16 protein-coding genes and 1 tRNA gene are annotated in these 17,101 nt (G+C 39.1%); 8 read left to right on the top strand and 9 right to left on the bottom strand.

The window, feature by feature from the left end; translation table 11 throughout:
* Positions 1-61 precede the first annotated feature (61 nt).
* From hypD to hypE, 3 genes are read left to right on the top strand one after another with little or no spacing between them, the layout of a single operon-like run.
* Complete coding sequence (hypD, locus tag J1E28_RS05700) at positions 62-1,192, top strand: hydrogenase formation protein HypD (protein WP_291027645.1); 1,131 nt, start codon at positions 62-64, stop codon at positions 1,190-1,192.
* Positions 1,193-2,893: an AAA domain-containing protein gene (locus J1E28_RS05695; RefSeq protein WP_291027643.1), complete on the top strand. Its 1,701-nt coding sequence runs from the start codon at positions 1,193-1,195 to the stop codon at positions 2,891-2,893.
* Positions 2,894-2,905: 12 nt separating this feature from the next.
* Positions 2,906-3,916, top strand: a complete 1,011-nt coding sequence (hypE, locus tag J1E28_RS05690) for a hydrogenase expression/formation protein HypE (protein WP_291027641.1) — start codon at positions 2,906-2,908, stop codon at positions 3,914-3,916.
* A gap of 6 nt (positions 3,917-3,922) precedes the next feature.
* Here hypE and J1E28_RS05685 read toward each other — a convergent pair whose 3' ends face one another.
* From J1E28_RS05685 to secA, 3 genes are all read right to left on the bottom strand, one after another.
* Positions 3,923-4,168, bottom strand: coding sequence for an RNA-binding protein (locus J1E28_RS05685; protein WP_291027639.1), 246 nt, complete (start codon positions 4,166-4,168; stop codon positions 3,923-3,925).
* Between the two features lie 98 nt (positions 4,169-4,266).
* Positions 4,267-5,541, bottom strand: coding sequence for an ABC transporter permease (locus J1E28_RS05680; RefSeq protein WP_291027637.1), 1,275 nt, complete (start codon positions 5,539-5,541; stop codon positions 4,267-4,269).
* Positions 5,541-8,096 (bottom strand): preprotein translocase subunit SecA, encoded by a 2,556-nt coding sequence (gene secA, locus J1E28_RS05675; protein ID WP_291027635.1) that lies wholly within the window; start codon positions 8,094-8,096, stop codon positions 5,541-5,543. Before secA ends, J1E28_RS05680 begins: the two co-directional genes overlap by 1 nt.
* Before the next feature lie 104 nt (positions 8,097-8,200).
* Between secA and lolA the strand changes: the two genes are divergently transcribed.
* The 3 genes from lolA (at position 8,201) to J1E28_RS05660 (ending at position 11,928) form a co-directional block, all read left to right on the top strand.
* On the top strand, positions 8,201-8,737 hold the full coding sequence (lolA, locus tag J1E28_RS05670; protein ID WP_291027633.1) for a LolA-like outer membrane lipoprotein chaperone: 537 nt from the start codon (positions 8,201-8,203) through the stop codon (positions 8,735-8,737).
* 75 nt (positions 8,738-8,812) lie between these two features.
* On the top strand, positions 8,813-10,315 hold the full coding sequence (locus J1E28_RS05665) for a chorismate-binding protein (RefSeq protein ID WP_291027631.1): 1,503 nt from the start codon (positions 8,813-8,815) through the stop codon (positions 10,313-10,315).
* A 2-nt stretch (positions 10,316-10,317) separates the two neighbouring features.
* Positions 10,318-11,928, top strand: a complete 1,611-nt coding sequence (locus tag J1E28_RS05660) for a bifunctional anthranilate synthase component II/anthranilate phosphoribosyltransferase (RefSeq protein WP_291027629.1) — start codon at positions 10,318-10,320, stop codon at positions 11,926-11,928.
* Between the two features lie 63 nt (positions 11,929-11,991).
* On the opposite strand, the gene J1E28_RS05655 is transcribed toward J1E28_RS05660, so the two are convergent.
* Genes J1E28_RS05655 through rpsT form a run of 4 tightly spaced genes read right to left on the bottom strand, consistent with a single transcriptional unit; the run spans position 11,992 to position 14,388 of the window.
* Positions 11,992-12,321, bottom strand: coding sequence for a hypothetical protein (locus J1E28_RS05655; protein WP_291027627.1), 330 nt, complete (start codon positions 12,319-12,321; stop codon positions 11,992-11,994).
* A gap of 16 nt (positions 12,322-12,337) precedes the next feature.
* Positions 12,338-13,000 carry a glycosyltransferase family 10 gene (locus J1E28_RS05650; protein WP_291027625.1) on the bottom strand — a complete coding sequence of 221 codons (663 nt, stop codon included), beginning with the start codon at positions 12,998-13,000 and terminating at the stop codon, positions 12,338-12,340.
* Positions 12,993-14,060, bottom strand: coding sequence for a peptide chain release factor 1 (gene prfA, locus J1E28_RS05645; RefSeq protein ID WP_291027623.1), 1,068 nt, complete (start codon positions 14,058-14,060; stop codon positions 12,993-12,995). Before prfA ends, J1E28_RS05650 begins: the two co-directional genes overlap by 8 nt.
* A gap of 55 nt (positions 14,061-14,115) precedes the next feature.
* Positions 14,116-14,388: a 30S ribosomal protein S20 gene (gene rpsT, locus J1E28_RS05640; RefSeq protein WP_291027621.1), complete on the bottom strand. Its 273-nt coding sequence runs from the start codon at positions 14,386-14,388 to the stop codon at positions 14,116-14,118.
* 88 nt (positions 14,389-14,476) lie between these two features.
* Here rpsT and glmM point away from each other — a divergent pair, with 88 nt between their 5' ends.
* Positions 14,477-15,883 carry a phosphoglucosamine mutase gene (gene glmM, locus J1E28_RS05635; RefSeq protein WP_291027619.1) on the top strand — a complete coding sequence of 469 codons (1,407 nt, stop codon included), beginning with the start codon at positions 14,477-14,479 and terminating at the stop codon, positions 15,881-15,883.
* Between the two features lie 86 nt (positions 15,884-15,969).
* Entirely contained in the window at positions 15,970-16,431 is a 462-nt protein-coding gene (gene lspA, locus J1E28_RS05630; protein WP_291027647.1) for a signal peptidase II, read from the top strand.
* A gap of 21 nt (positions 16,432-16,452) precedes the next feature.
* On the opposite strand, the gene J1E28_RS05625 is transcribed toward lspA, so the two are convergent.
* Together J1E28_RS05625 and J1E28_RS05620 are read right to left on the bottom strand one after the other, a co-directional pair.
* Positions 16,453-16,923: a hypothetical protein gene (locus tag J1E28_RS05625; protein ID WP_291027617.1), complete on the bottom strand. Its 471-nt coding sequence runs from the start codon at positions 16,921-16,923 to the stop codon at positions 16,453-16,455.
* Positions 16,924-16,970: 47 nt separating this feature from the next.
* Positions 16,971-17,046 (bottom strand) — tRNA-Val (locus tag J1E28_RS05620).
* Between the last annotated feature and the right edge of the window lie 55 nt (positions 17,047-17,101).

Genomic DNA, 17,101 nt, shown 5'->3' with positions numbered 1-17,101 from the left:
ACTATCTAGGCTTGAGCGCAAAAAATCCTACACAAAACCATTAGGAGAGGAAATATAGCCTATGGAGAACAAATCCCATACAAAACCACTCGATTTAATTGAAAATTTCCGCGATAAAGAGGTGATTTTAGCCTATGCCAAAAAAATCGCACATTTAGCGCCTTCCCTAGAATCCCCGCTTTATATTATGGAAGTATGTGGTGGGCATACACATAGCATTATGCGCTATGGGCTTAAAGGGCTAATGCCAAATAATATTGATTTTATACACGGACCGGGCTGCCCTGTGTGTGTAATGCCTAAAAATCGCATTAACCAAGCCTATGAAATGGCGATGCAAGAAGATGTGATTTTGCTCACACTTGGCGATATGATAAAAGTGCCCGGCACACAAGGCAGCCTTGCTGATGCAAGAGCTAAGGGGGCTGATGTGCGCTTTGTGTATTCTCCTATGCAAGTTTTAGAAGTTGCACAACAAAATCCTAACAAGCGCATTGTGTTTTTTGCTATTGGCTTTGAGACTACTACGCCTATGACTGCTGCGGTGATTGAGAGAGTATTGGCTTTAAAGCTCACAAATGTGCTTTTTCATATTAACCACGTGCTTGTGCCTCCACCATTAAAAGCGATTTTTAATACAAAAGAATGCCTTGTAAATGCTCTCATTGCTCCTTCTCACGTGAGTGTAATCAGTGGGGCGAAAATTTATGAAGAGCTTGTGAGGGATTTTGATTTGCCTATTGTAGTAAGTGGATTTGAGCCAGTGGATATAATGGAGAGCATTTATATGCTTACTTGTCAAGCTATTAACAAACAGCATACACTTGAGATTCAATATAAACGCGTGGTAAGTATGGAGGGCAACACAAAAGCCCAGCAGTTGGTGGCGCGTTATTTTGATGTGAGAGAATCTTTTGAGTGGCGTGGATTAGGGGAGATTAAGCATTCTGCTTTAAAACTTAAAAAGGAATATGCTTTTTTAGATGCTGAAATTGCCTTTGATGCTATTTTAAGCAAGGATTTAATCCCTGATAATAAAGCCTGTCGCTGTGGAGATATTTTGCGCGGGGTGGCTAAGCCCTTTGATTGCAAGGTTTTTGGTAAAGCCTGCACACCAAGCAATCCTCTTGGAAGCTGTATGGTAAGTAGTGAGGGGGCTTGTGCAGCATACTATAAATATGGTGCAAGGTAAATGAATGATATAAAGCAAACGCTTTTAAAAGCAGCACAGATTTATTATACCTATCTTGATGAGCATCATCTTGGTTTAAGTGAGATTGCCCTCAAGCAATATGATTGCACGGATTCTGAACTCATACTTGCGCTCAAACATAATGTAGGCGATATGGATATAAAGTTAAGCGGAGCTTTGCTTTTGGAATGTGAGCAAAATTTTTATACTATTAGCGAAGAGGGTGAGCTGACATTGCAATTTTATGATGAGAAGCAAAAAATGCTTTATTTAAGCCCTAGTGAGCAAATGATGCGTTTTTTAAAAAAAGCTCAAATTGCCAAAAAACCTCTTAAGCTCTTTAGTGATTTGAAATTTTTGGTTAAAAATGTAGCTGATTTCTTTGAGGGTAATGGAGAGAGAGTGCATCTGCCAGATTCTATTACATCTTGCATAGTGCCTCATATTGAGCGTTTGAGTGAAGAGCAAAACAAAGCCCTCTCTCAAGTATTAAATCACCCTCTAAGTTATGTGTGGGGACCACCGGGCACAGGTAAAACCCAAGCCGTGCTATTTGAAGCCCTTTTGCATTATATTAAGCTTAATAAAAGAGTAGCGGTTGTGGCTACGACAAATAATGCGCTTGAGCAGGTGCTTAAAAGCCTTATTAAGCAATTTGATAAGTTAGGATTAGAGCGGGAGAATATTTTAAGGCTAGGAATGCCGACATTGCAATATATGAATGCCTATCCACAGACTTGTGAGCCGCAGATTCTCCAAGAAAAGAACAAAAAGAGTATGGATTTATTTAATTTTCAAGAGGTTAGCAGCCAAGATTCACTAAAATATCGCCTCAAAAATGCGCTTGTAGTGGGCATAACGCTTGATGGATTTATCCAAAAATATGAGAGACTGCCCTTGCGCTTTGCTCATATTTTTCTTGATGAATGCGCTTATGCACCGCTTATTAAAGCCTGTGCTTTGTGTGTGGATAATACGCCCTTAGCTCTTTTTGGCGATCATAAGCAACTTTTTCCTGTGTGTGAAATGCCCCTCAGTGAAATTACTAAAGCAGAAAATAAGGAAGCCTCTATATGGAATCTCTCCGCGCTTTTTTTAGAAAGCTTTTGCAAGGGAGAGCCACTAGAAAATCTTATGGCAAAAAATGCGCAAGGTTGCACTATGCCTCCATTACAAGATATGATTCTAAGCACATTAAGCCAAACACATCGCTATGGTGATAATCTCGCGCGTTTGCTTGATAGTCATATTTATCATATAGGCTTACGAGGTATAGATTCACAAATGGAACTTTTTGTGTGCGATAGTGGGAGCAAGAAGGAGGAAGATAAACATATTAGCGAGAGTGAGGTGCATTTATGCAGACGCTTATGTGCGCAATTAGGAGGGGAGGAATATGCGGTGATTACGCCTTTTGTGAAGCAAAAAAGAGCGCTTTCACAACATATTATGCGTGATAGAATCTTTACGATTCACGGCTCACAGGGGCAGGAATTTGATAATGTGATTTTTTCTCCCGTGAGTTTGCACTATTATCTTACAGATTCGCGCCAAACAAATGCACTTTATGCACTTAATGTGGCGATTTCAAGGACAAAAAAACGACTTTTTCTTGTATGTGATTATGCGTTTTGGAGTAGGCAGAAAAATCAGCTACTCTCTGCGCTCTTGCAAGAATGCAAAATGTTTAATGTTGCTTAAAAAGGAGTAAAAATGAAAAATACACATATTAGCCTTGCTCACGGCAGTGGTGGCATAGAATCTAATGCTTTGATTGAAGAGGTAATATATAGCATTTTGGGGGAGCTTATCGTAGGCGGTGGGGAAGATGCAGGTGTGTTTGGCGGGGCGAAGCAGTATGCTATTAGCACAGATAGCTATGTGGTAAGCCCGATTTTTTTCTCTGGGGGTGATATTGGGAAACTCTGCGTGTGTGGCTCGAGTAATGATGTGAGTATGCGTGGGGGCAGGGCGCGTTATTTGAGCTTAGGACTTATTTTAGAGGAGGGCTTTGCGTTAGCGGATTTACAGAGAATCTTGCATTCTATAAAGGCAGAGGCGTTAAAGGGGGATTTACGCCTTCTTTCAGGGGATACAAAGGTTGTGCCAAGAGGCAATGCGGATAAAATTTATATCAATAGCACCGCTATTGGCGAAATGGGGCAGGTGGATTGGAGCATAAAAAATATACAAGAGGGCGATGAGATTATTGTAAGCGCACCTGTGGGAACGCACGGAGCGGTGATTTTTTGTGCAAGGAATGAGGTTGCCTTGCAGAGTGATTTGCAGAGTGATTGTGCGCAACTCTATCCGCTTGTTGAATCCTTACATCGCTATAATGTGCATACGATGCGCGATGCGACAAGAGGAGGGGTGGCAGCGGTGCTTAATGAATGGAGTAAAAGTGCTAGTGTAGAGATAGAAATTAGGACAGAGGCAGTCCCTGTGCTTGAAAAAGTGCGTGGTGTGTGTGAGATTCTAGGGCTAGATCCACTTAGTCTTGCAAATGAGGGGGTGTGTGTAATGGCTGTCCCACCAAGTGAGAGTAAAAAGGTTTTAGAATCGCTTCGCACGCATTCACTTGGCACACATTCTTGTGTGATTGGGCGTGTATTGCGTAAAGTTGAGGATAAAAAACAAGCTCGAGTTGTATCAATTAATGCGTGGGGGGGAAAATGTTATGTAGAATATCCACAAGGAGAGTTACTCCCTAGAATCTGTTAGGGAGTGCTATTCGCGTGGTCTTGCTTCATTCACACGAATATTTCGTCCGCGAAAATCTTTTTCATTGAGTGCTTCAATGGCTTTGAGCGCGGCTTCATCTTCCATTTCTACAAAACCAAAACCTTTTGGTTTGCCGCTTTCTCTATCATTGATAAGCTTTACAGAAAAAACTTCGCCAAATTGAGAGAACAAATCGCTGACTTCATCACGCGTAACCGCATATACCAAATTTCCTACATAAAGTGTTTTCAAAAGACCTCCTAAAAAAATAATTAACCTTTTGTTACCAAAAGATTGTATATGCTACGACTTATTTCCTTACAGGATTCTTAAAATATTTTTAATTGGCGTTATTCGTTGCGTAAAACTTGTAAAGTATCCACTAATGAAGCTTTTTTGGCTGGATAGTATGATGAGAGACACACTATCGTTATTGCCCCAATGATTGTAAGACAAAAATCAAGCATTGACAAATCAAGCGGAAGTTTTGAGCTTCCATATACATCAGCAGGAAGTGAGATAATAGGAAAAGTATCAAGCACATACATTGCTATACCTGTAAGCACAATACCAAGTGCAATACCACTTAGTCCAATCGTATTACCCACCCAAAAAAATACACTTTTGATTTCTTGTTTGCTTGCACCAAGTGAAAGAAGCAAAGCAATTTCTTTACGGCGATTCATCACTACCATAAGCAAAGAGCTAATAATATTTAAACTTGCCATAACAATAATCAGCATAAGCACGATAAAAAGAGCACGTTTTTCAAGCTCTAAAGCCGAAAAGAAATTGCCATTTTGTTGCCACCAACCCTCCACTCCTGCACGATTTGGAAACTCTGTGAGTAGAAATGTTTTAATTGCATCGATGTCTTTCATAGGATTTGGCGTGTAAATATGTATGCCATCATATATGCCCTCACCAATGCGGCGAATTTTTTGCAATGCAGCAAGATTTGTATAAGTATAGGCTTCATCATACGCCCTTAAGCCAGATTCAAAGAATCCTGCAATCAAAAAGCGTTTATTAATCGGCGTATAGCTAAAGCCTGAAGGTTCAAGTTGTGTAAAAAACAAATCAAGCCTATCATCAACTTCTAAGTCAAAATGCTCTTGAAAGCCTTTGCCTATGAGGATTGAGAATGTATTTTCTTTAAATTTTTCAATGTTTTGGGCTTTAAGTTTTTGGGTTTGCTCTTGTGTGAGAGAGGCACTATTTTCAGGCATAAAAGCTTGATTAACCACTTGATTAAGCTCGGATTCAGCACTCATATCCACACCAAAAACCATAGCGGCATTCATTATATTGCCCACTTTTCCCACCGCCTGATAGCGCAAATAAGGGCTAAAGAGAAATTGTGGAAAATGTTTTTTAAGAGATTGCAAAATCTCATCATCAACCCCTGCATAAGTCGTAGAATACACACTTAGGGGATAATTCATCACAAAAAGTTTGCGCTCAAATTCCTTTGACATACCATTCATAATTGCCATTGCTACACAAAGCACCATAACACCTACGCCCACACCAAAAAATGCAAGAAATGCAGTAATAGAAATAAAGGGTTGTGTCTTATCAAAGCGCAAGTATCGTGGTAAAAGATAAAAAATAAGGGCTTTCATTATGCAAGTAAGCCTTTTTTGGGACCACTTTTGCCGTGGCAGAGTTTATATTTTTTGCCACTACCACAAGGACAAGGATCGTTGCGTGAAACTTTTGGTTTTGTAGAAGGCGTAGAATCTGCATTTGTGCTTGTTTCTTGTAAATTTTCCTTTAACCCCTCTTGCATATTATGCAATATTTTATTTGTCTCTTCTTCCTCTTTGTCTTTAAGTTGAATAATATGAAGCATTTTTGTTGTTTCGACTTTGAGATTCTCTATAAATTCCAAAAAGAGATTGTAACTTTCTTTTTTATATTCCACAAGAGGATCTTTTTGATTATAGCCACGCAAACCAATACCGGTTTTGAGATTATCCATTGTGTAGAGATGCTCTCGCCACGAGCTATCAAGCACTTGCAAATAAATGATACGCTCAATTTGCGCTCTTTGCTCTTTTTCAAGCTTAGACATTTTTGCCTCATAGTCTTGCTCCATTTGGGTGATGATTTTTGAAAGAAGCTCATCATAGCTCAAATGCTCACAATCCCCTAAGTCTAAGCCTAGCTCCTCTTGGGCTTGAGCCTTAAGAGAGGAGAGATTAAAATGCTCACTCTCATCGCCGGGGAGAATCTGCGCCTTATAAAGTAGGCTTTGTGCAGTAATTTCGCGGTTATTTTGAATCCGCTCACTTAAAGAGCAATGCTCATCAAGGAGTTCATTGCGGAGTTTATACACCGCCTTGCGTTGTTCATTAGCAACATCATCATATTCAAGCAGATGTTTGCGGGATTCAAAATGGAGACTTTCCACCTTTTTTTGTGCATTTTCAACAGAACGTGTAACAAGCCCAGATTCTATATGTTCGCCATCTTTTAAACCTAAACGTTCCATAATGCCTTTAATCTTATCACTTCCAAAGATACGAAGCAAAGAATCTTCAAGACTTAAATAAAATTGACTTACCCCCGGGTCTCCCTGTCGCCCAGCTCTTCCGCGCAGTTGGTTATCAATACGGCGGCTTTCGTGCCGCTCTGTGCCGATGATATAAAGCCCTCCAAGTTCGCGTATTTCATCATTAATTTTTATATCTACGCCCCGCCCCGCCATATTTGTAGCAATCGTTACTGCTCCTTTTACCCCTGCATCTTTGATAATTTCTGCCTCTTTGCTATGTTGTTTTGCATTCAGCACAGTGTGAGGGATTCGTTGTTTTTTAAGCAATTCGTGGAGAATCTCACTCTTTTCGATACTTGCTGTCCCTACAAGCACAGGTTGCCCCTTTTTGTGTAATTCCGTGATTTTGGCAATCAGGGCATTAAATTTTTCTTGCTCACTTTTATAAATAAGATCATTTAAGTCTTTGCGTTGCACAGGGACATTGGTAGGGATACTCACCACTTCAAGATTATAGATTTGCAAAAATTCACTCGCTTCAGTTTGTGCTGTGCCTGTCATACCCGAAAGTTTTTCATAGAGTCTAAAATAATTTTGGAAAGTAATATCTGCTAAGGTTTGACTTTCTTCTTTAATATCTACTTTTTCTTTAGCCTCAATCGCTTGGTGTAAGCCCTCACTAAAGCGTCTGCCCTCACTTAGACGCCCTGTAAATTCATCAACAATCACTACTTCATTATCTTGCACGACATAATCTTTGTCTTTAATAAAAAGATAATTTGCTTTCAAGGCTTGGTCAAGATGATGAGAGAGCGCGGCATTTTCGATGCTATAGAGATTATCAACCTTAAAGAGAGATTCAGCCTTTTTGATACCCTCTTCAGTAAGCAAAATCACGCGATTTTTTTCATCAATGCTAAAATCTACTTCATTTGTGAGCTTTTGTGCCACGCTATTGGCAAGTTGGTAATGCTCAAGTGTGCGATTAACAGGACCAGAGATGATAAGCGGTGTGCGCGCTTCATCAATAAGAATAGAATCTACCTCATCAACAATAGCAAAGTAATGCTCTCTCTGCACTTTTTGACTTAAATCATATTTCATATTATCGCGCAAATAATCAAAGCCAAATTCATTATTTGTGCCATATACTACATCACAAGCATAGGCTTTTTGCCGCTGCTCATCATCATATAATCCACCTGTAATTACCCCCACGCTAAAGCCCAAAAAGTTATAGAGAGGCTCTAGCTCCTTTGCGTCTCGTTGGGCGAGGTAGTCATTCACCGTTACGACATGCACCCCTCTACCACAGAGCGCATTGAGGCATACAGCAAGTGTTGCCACAAGTGTTTTGCCCTCTCCTGTTTTCATTTCAGCTATGCGTCCATCATTAAGTGCCATACCACCAATAAGTTGCACATCAAAATGCCGCATATTGAGTGTGCGCCGACTTGCTTCACGCGTGATAGCAAAGCTTTTGTAGAGGACAGATTGAAGTGTTTTTTCACCACTTTGAATCTTTAGCTTTAATTCATTAAAGGCATTTTTAAGCTCCTCATCGCTAAGGGCTTCATAGGTGGATTCTAGAGCATTAATTTTTTCCACCTCTTTGCTGTATTGTTTAATAAGTTTATTATTGCGTGAACCTAAAATTTTTGAAACAAAAGTTTGTAGCATACAATAGCCTTTTAGTAAGAAATTAAGCGTGATTTTAGCACACTTTTACATAGTTTAGGTAAAATCTCTTACCTTTAAGAAATATAACTTTTAAGGACAAAAGAATGAATATTCTAAAAATTTGCATTTTTCTTGCATTAGGTGTTGGGATAGCTTTTGCGTGGGGAGAAAATCTCCAAAGCATAGAAGCAGATTTTGAGCAACGCATCGAAAATGAAGATGGTATGGATATGTTTTATAGGGGCAAGATTCTAGGTAAAGCCCCAAATAAAGTCAAATGGGACTATCAAAGTCCCCTCAAAAAAGAAGTTTATATGAATAATAATGAAGTAATGATTTATGAGCCAAGCCTTGAGCAAGTGAGCCATTCTACTTTAAAAACAAAGAGTGATTTTATCTCGATTGTCAAATCCGCCAAAAAGCAGCCAGATGGGAGCTATCGCACAAATGTAGAGGGCGTGGAATACACACTTTATGTTGATAAAAATGACAAGCCCGAACGCATAAGTTTTATAGATTCTATGGGGGCAAAAAGTGTGATAAAGCTTAGTAATGTCAAGCTCAATGGCGCAATGAGTGATAAGGTATTTGAATTTTCTGTGCCCAAAGGGGTTGAGGTTGTTGAGATAAGAACACGTTAATTTACAATTATTGTATTTTTGAAGCAGGGGTTGGAATCTAGAATTTGCAGACAAAAAGAGCCATAAGGAGGGCTGATGTTTGATTTTACAAATACGCATAAGGCGGTGATTGCGCATAAAGAAATACTTTGTGATAATCTCACACCACTTGCGTTACTTGGGGCATTAGATGCAAAAGTGCTTTTAGAATCTGCCTATAATGAAACCGGCAAAGATAGATATTCGATAATGATTGTATGTGAAGCTTTTAGTGTGTATAAAGAAAATGGGGAACATACTTTAGTATGTCAAAATGAGAAAATACCACTTAAAGAGATTTTTAGCGCATATAAGCCTACACCAGAATCTAATGAAGTAAGAAGTGATTTAACCTCTCAAGGTTTTTTAGAATCTCTTGCACTTGTGCGCACCCTCGCGCCAAATCCAAATGGAATCTTGCCTGATAATTTGCCTTTGCCTCTTGGCGGAGCAGGGTATATTGGCTATGAATTTTTTGCCGAGATTGAAGAGGTGCATTTTGCTAAACCTCCACTTTATGATGCGCCTGAATGTGGCTTTATGTTTGGGCGGGATTTTTTGATTTTTGATCATCTCTTTGATAGGCTGCATATTGTGAGCGTAGGCTATGCGCACGAAAAAACACTCATTAACCCAACGCAGAGAATAGAAAAAATTATAAATTCCTTGCATAATCTCCCCCAAGCCCCACTTGAATCCCCTTATTTAAGTGAAGAATATGTGATAGAGAATGCTACAAGTCAAAGTGAATATGAATCTATGGTAAGACAGATTCAAAAGGGTATTTATGCAGGGGATTTACTTCAGTGCGTTATCAGCCAATATATAAATATCCGCTCATCTTTCCCTCCACTAGAGGCATATCGGCGTTTGCGTCATCTTAATCCTAGCCCTTATATGTTTTATTATCGCTTTGAGAATTTTACTATTTTGGGAGCTAGTCCAGAGATTATGATACGACTAAAAAGCACGCAAGATAAGTGTTTTTTCACTATTCGTCCAATTGCAGGCACACGTCCTAGAGGGGAGAGTGTTGCACAGGATTTAGAATTTGAAAAAGAGCTTTTAAATGATGAGAAAGAAAATAGTGAGCATTTGATGTTGCTTGATTTGGCGCGTAATGATGCGGGTAAGGTAAGTGTTGGCGGAGGTGTAAAGGTAAATGCGCGTAATCTTATTGAGCGATACTCACATGTGATGCACATTGTTTCAGAAGTGCAAGGTGAGCTTGATAGAGAGCGTTTTTTTAAGCGAGATGCGCTCAAAGCAGCATTTCCTGCAGGGACACTTTCAGGTGCGCCAAAGATAGAGGCGATTAAAACCATAGAATCTTTAGAATCTCATTCAAGGGGCATATATGGTGGGGCGATAGGGTATTTTACTTATGATGAGGATATGGATTTTGCTATTGCTATTCGCACCGCAGTATATCAAAATGGTGTGTATTATGTGCGTTCAGGTGCGGGAATTGTGCAGGATTCAATTCCTAGCAATGAGTATAAAGAAACACAAAATAAAGCCCGATCAATCCTCAATACGCTCATTCCCACAAAGGATTAATGATGATTTTGCTTATTGATAATTATGATTCTTTTACTTACAATATTTATCAGGCATTTTATCGTTTTGGTTTTCCTATCAAAGTCGTGCGGAGCGATAAGATAAGTATTGATGATATTCGCGCCCTCTCTCCACAATACATCATTATTGGTCCAGGTCCTAAAACGCCAAAAGAAGCGGGTATTTCTGTGCAAATCGTGCAGGAATTGCAAGGCGTATATCCTATTTTAGGTATTTGCTTGGGACATCAGGCGATTATGGCGGCTTTTGGGGTGGAGATTGTGAATGCAAAGCGCATTGCGCACGGCAAGATTGAGCCATTACATCATAATCAAAAAGGGCTTTTTCGCCATATTACACCCCTAACGCCCATTGTGCGCTATCACTCTTTGGTAGGCAAGATTGGGCAGTTACCAGAATGTTTTGAGGTGAGTGCGTGGAGTAGTGATGGTGAGATTATGGCAATTGAGCATAAGGTTCATCAATTAATGGGTGTGCAGTTTCACCCTGAATCTATTGGCACGCTTGAGGGCGAAAAAATGCTTTTAAACTTCTTGCACTATGCGCGTGAGGTAATTCCTATTAAGCAATACCTTAAAAGCACACTTGAGGGCGAGAATCTAAGCTTTCAGCAAGCCTATGATATAATGGACGAGATTACTGAAGGCAATATGAGTGATGCGCAAATTGGGAGTATTCTCACAAGCCTTGAGATAAAGGGCGTAACAGCGGAGGAGTTAGCAGGATTTGCGAGTGTATTAAAGAAAAAAGCGATAGCCTTTCCTTTGCCTCTAAGCAATGAGGTAAGGCTAGATATGGTAGGCACAGGTGGTAGCCCTAATAAAACTTTTAATGTCTCTACCACAAGTGCTTTGCTTCTTGCAAGTGCGGGGGTAAAGATTATTAAACACGGCAATAGGGCAGTTACTTCAAAGTCTGGTTCGGCAGATTTACTTCAAGCGCTTGGCGTAAATATCAATATGGATTCACAAACTTGCAAGAGGGTATATGATGAGATAGGCATTACCTTTCTTTTTGCGCAAAAATTTCACGCTGCTATGCGTTTTGCTGCTCCTGCAAGGGCATCTTTAGGCTTTAAAACCGCCTTTAATCTTATTGGTCCCCTCTCAAATCCTGCAAATGTTACACATCAATTTATTGGTGTTTTTGATAAGGCTTATACAGAGATTATGGCGCGCGCCCTTGCTATTTTAGGGATTCAAAGGGCGATAGTAGTCAGTGGATTTGATCATTATGATGAGATTTCTTTGTGCGCTCCTACGCAGATTACAGAGCTTAATAATGGCGTGATTACAAGTTATGTGTTTCACCCTAATGAAATTGGGCTTGATTTTGTCCCACATACCGAGCTATGTGGCGGAGATAGTGAGCAAAATAAGCATATTAGCCTTGATATTTTTAATGCCATTTCATTAGATTCACCTAAAACCCAACTTGTTGCACTTAATACCGGTGCAGCACTTTATCTTGCAGAACGTGCCTCAAGCATTAAAGAAGGATATTTTTTAGCAAGAGAAATTATTGAATCTAAGCGTGTTTTGCCTTTGCTAGAGGATTTTGTGCGATTATCAAATGAGAAAAGCATATTTTAGAAATAGTCATATTTAAAGAGGCGTAGTTTATCCTTTTAATAAAAGCTTTTATAGAGTGTTTTTTTAATTTTTAAGAGTAAAGAGTTTTTTAATGCTCTGTGCAGGTTTTTTCAATATATTTGCGCAATTATTGCCTATAAGTCGTATTTTCTGCGCTTTTTTATATCGCCTTTCGATATTGCAACGCCATTGCCCAAAACCTCTACGATAAGCTTTTTCTAGGGGTTGGTTAAAAATATGGAGCAAAAAGTTTTCAAGCTTTTCATCAAAAATCTCTTGATGATTTGCATCTAAAAATGCAGGCTCACGAAGCATTTGTAAATATGCATCTTCGTGTGTATCAAGGTAGGTAATTACCTCTAAAACCTCTTCAAAATTTTGATAATCTTGCACATTGATAAAAGATTTTTTATTTATCCCCCCCCCCCATTACATCTAAAGGCATACTTATACGCTCATCTCCCCAATAAATAGGTATGGTATGGGAGGCAAAAGCATCAAAAAGTTTTTCGGTAGTGTAGCCATTTGTGCTTGAATTTTCAAAAGCGATATTAAATTTGCCACTTTCTAAAAATGTATGCTTATCTTTTATAGCTGTGCCGATGTTATTTTTGTATCGCCCACCGCTATCTACGCGTTTATATTGATTTAAAAAATCAAAAAATTGTATGCGCTTTTCATCTGCTCCACCATTACTGACGACAAAAGTGCAAAAACGCGTTTTTTTATGAAGTATTTCTGGTGTGATATGCAGATGTTTAGTATTGACTTTTTCCATAGTAGTCATATAACAAAGATAGAGCGGATAGCGCAAATATCTATCTTCAAAGCTCATATAATCAAATCCAATCCCATAATCACAAAAATTAAAATCCGCGCGGACATTTTCCCCTGTGAAAAAGATTCTAATACCATCATAATTAAGATGTTCTAACCCCATACAAGAGTAAAAAATATAATCAGGCTTGTGAGAATCCACTATTACCGCATAGTGTTTTTTGAGAATATCAAGGGTTTTCCCTTGCACTGCGCCATCGCAAAAATATACTTTTTTGATGGGCTTTTCACTCATTGTTCGCCCCCATAGCCTGACTTTGAGCGTGAGCGATAAGGGGATTAATAAACTCATCAAGCAGTCCCCCTAGCATAATTTCTTCAAGGCTATAAAGCGTTAAACCAATGCGATGGTCAGTAAGGCGATTTTGTGGGTAATTATAAGTGCGGATTCTCTCACTCCTATCACCACTTCCTACTTGAATCTTGCGTGTTTGCTTATTTTGGGCATTTTGAGATTCTAGCTCCGCTTCATAGAGTCTTGCTTTAAGAATCTTCATTGCTTTGTCTTTATTTTTGTGTTGGGATTTTTCATCTTGCATTGATACGCTAATGCCGGTGGGGATATGCGTGATTCTTACTGCTGAATCTGTGGTATTGACACTTTGTCCGCCGTGTCCCCCACTGCGAAATACATCGATTTTTAAATCATTTGGATTAATATCAATTTGCACATCATCAACTTCTGGCATAATTGCTACAGTAATGGCTGAAGTGTGAATGCGCCCTTGAGATTCTGTTTCTGGCACTCTTTGCACTCTATGTGTGCCACCCTCGTATTTGAGCTTAGAATACGCGCCATTGCCTTTTATAAGTGCAATCACCTCTTTGTAGCCACCGACACTATTTTCACTTGAGCTTATGATTTCAACTTTCCATTTTTGCAAATCTGCATAGCGACAATATGCCTTAAACAAATCCCCCACGAAGATTCCCGCTTCATCACCGCCAGTACCGGCGCGAATCTCAAGATAAATATTTTTACTATCATTAGGATCTTTGGGGATAAGCAAAAACTTAATTTCTTCTTCTAAAGCATTTTTTTGAGATTCTAAATCTTTGAGTTCTTCTTTTGCAAGCTCTGCAAGTTCTCTATCTTCAAGCAAAGTTTTATTTTGCGCGATACTCTCAAGCACATTTAGATATGTTTTTGCTTTTTGTGCAATAGATTCTATATCGCTTTGTTCTTTGCTAAGTTGGGTAAGTTGTTTGACTTGAGAGAGGGTGGATTCTAAAGTGAGGAGGTGTGAAATCTCATCATAACGCGCCACAATGGGCTTTAGTTTATCGACAAGCATTCAAACCCCTTGTTAAAAGATGTTTAATATTAAAGCACTTTAGAATCTGCGTAGATTATGCAGATTGAGCGATTTTTTTCACACTTGCATTGAGGCGAGATACTTTTCTTGCAGCTGTATTTTTTGTTAAAATGCCCTTGCTGACAAATTTATGCAATTCTTTGTTGGCAATTTTAAGGGCTTCTTGTGCTTTTGGGACATCTTTTTGAGCGACTGCCTCTCTTAGGTTGCGCACAATGTTTTTGATACGCGTTTTATAGTAGCGATTACGCTCGGTTCTTGTTTTGGTTTGTCGAATGCGTTTTTGCGCAGATTTGTGATTTGCCATAGTGTATTAGTCCTTTTTTAAAAAAATTGAGGCAAAATTGTGCCAAAAGTTTAATTAAACGCAGTTTAAAAGCCTAAAAGGAGGGAATATGAAACCTACAAAAACATCTCAAGCAACAGGAGAGAAAAAAGAGGTATCAAAAAAAACTGCAAAGCCAAAGCTTTTTGGCACTGATGGTGTGAGGGGACGCGCAGGAGAGGTAATTACACCTTCTAGTGTGATAGCACTTGGTGCAAGTGTGGGGATACATTTTCGCAAACATTCGCTGACAAATAAGATTCTTGTGGGCAAAGACACGCGTCGTAGCGGCTATATGATTGAAAATGCGCTTGTCTCAAGCCTCACATCTGTGGGTTATGATGTGATTCAAATTGGTCCTATGCCTACTCCTGCAGTTGCTTTTCTCACCGAGGATATGCGTTGTGATGCGGGTGTGATGATAAGTGCTAGTCATAATCCTTATGATGATAATGGCATTAAATTTTTTAATCACTATGGCTACAAACTCGCTCCAGAGGAAGAAGAGAGTATAGAAGCTTATTATCACGATAATAATGCTCTGCAAGCTGCGCTTAAGAGTGGTAGGGAGATTGGCAGCTCAAAGCGCATTGATGATGTGGTGGGGCGCTATATCGTACATATTAAAAATTCTTTTCCTAAGCATCTTACTTTACACGGCTTACGAATCGTATGCGATTGCGCTAATGGCGCGGCGTATCGCGTTGCTCCGATTGTGTTTAAAGAGCTTGGGGCTGATGTGATTGTGATTAATGATGAGCCAGATGGTTTTAATATCAATCATCAATGTGGAGCGATGCACCCTGAAACTTTAGCTCAAAAAGTGCGTACATATCGTGCTGATGTAGGATTTGCACTTGATGGCGATGCGGATAGGCTTGTGGTGGTGGATAATGAGGGGTGTATCGTCAATGGAGATAAGCTTATTGGCGCACTTGCGCTTTATCAAAAAAAGATTGGCGCACTCAAAAATAATGCTATTGTTGCTACACAAATGAGCAATCTTGCCCTTGAGGAGTTCTTAAAAACACATCACATAAAACTTCATCGCTGCAATGTGGGTGATAAATATGTGCTAGATATGATGAAAGAAAATGATTTAAACTTTGGTGGGGAGAGTAGTGGGCATATTATCTTTAGTGATTATGCTAAAACCGGCGATGGTTTAGTAAGCGCATTGCAAGTGCTTGCTTTGCTACTTCAAAGCAAAAAGAGCTCACAGCAAACCCTTAATCCCTTTGAACTCTACCCAAGTGAGCTTATCAATCTCAAAGTTGCTCATAAAAAACCCCTTGAGCAGATTCCGCATTTGCAAGAAAAATTAGATTCTATTACCAAAACAGGTAATCGCCACCTTGTGCGCTACTCTGGCACAGAAAATAAACTTAGAATCCTCGTTGAGGGCAAAGAAAGCAAGCTTGTGAGTGAGCAAGTAAAAATGCTTGTTGAGTTTTTTCAAAAACAACTCAATGTCTAAAAAAGTGAATTTTAATCATTTAGAGTGGCTGTGGTGTATAGAAAAAATCATAGAGTAAATAAATGAAAGCAATATCTTTTAAACATATCACTAAAAAGCATATTGGTGTTTTTATTGCATTTTTTATAGTGAGCATTGCCCTTGATAGGTGGGTAAAAATACTGATGTTAGAAGGGTTTGTGTGGGATAGTGAGGCTCTTACTATTGGAGGGTATGCGCTTGTATATAATAAAGGCGTGGCTTTTTCGATGTTTAGCTTTCTGCAAGAATATTTAAAATATATACAGATTCTCTTTTTGTGTGCAGTATTGCTTTTTGCCCTATGGAGTGATTTTTTTATGAAGCATTATGCCCCACTTGGTATGTTACTTGGCGCAGGGCTATCAAATATTATCGACCGCTTTATATATGGGGGGGTGGTGGATTATGTGTATTGGCATTATGGGTTTGATTTTGCGATTTTTAATTTAGCTGATGTGTTGATTGATTGCGCTGTAGCATTGATTATTTGGCAGATTCTAAGAGAGAAAAAGCATTCTAAAGACTAAAATTTAAAAAATCAATAGCCTTTATTTTGGCTTTTTTGAGATTGTATTGCAGTTTATATCAAAGCCCACATCATAGAGTTCCCCCTTCTCTATGAGGCAATCTTTTCCTGTGGCTTCTCCTCCTTTATACAAAGCCTCCAAAGCAGCACAAGCCTCTCTTTCGCCACCATTGCAGGCTTTGTCAAAAAGCTTTTTTGCTACGGCATAGTCTTTCTCTAATCCTAAGCCATAATAATATGATAAACCCAAAACATAGCAACCATAAGCACTAGCACTACTATCGCTATCACAAGTTTGCATATATATTGTATTGGCTTTTATATATTTCTCATTTTTGTGTGTTTTATCTCCTTCCTTCTCTCTATAATATACAAGGCACTCCTCCAATCCCTCGCATTGTGTAGAATCTTGTATGATAGTATGAGTTTCTTGGGTATCCTTGCAAGCACTTAAGCTCAATACAATAAAGCAAACAATAGCCAAAAAACGCATATCTCCCCTTAAACTTGAAATTTTAAACTCTGAAGTATATAGAAGTATGGTGATCACGACTGGACTTGAACCAGCGACCACTACCATGTCAAGGTAGTGCTCTACCAACTGAGCTACGCGATCTTAATTTTGTATGAAGCTATAAAATCTTAAATGTGATACATTTGTAGCAAGCAAG

The organism is Helicobacter sp. (assembly GCF_022511165.1).
Taxonomy (GTDB): Bacteria; Campylobacterota; Campylobacteria; order Campylobacterales; family Helicobacteraceae; genus Helicobacter_C.
This window is presented reverse-complemented; position numbering and strand designations above follow the sequence as displayed.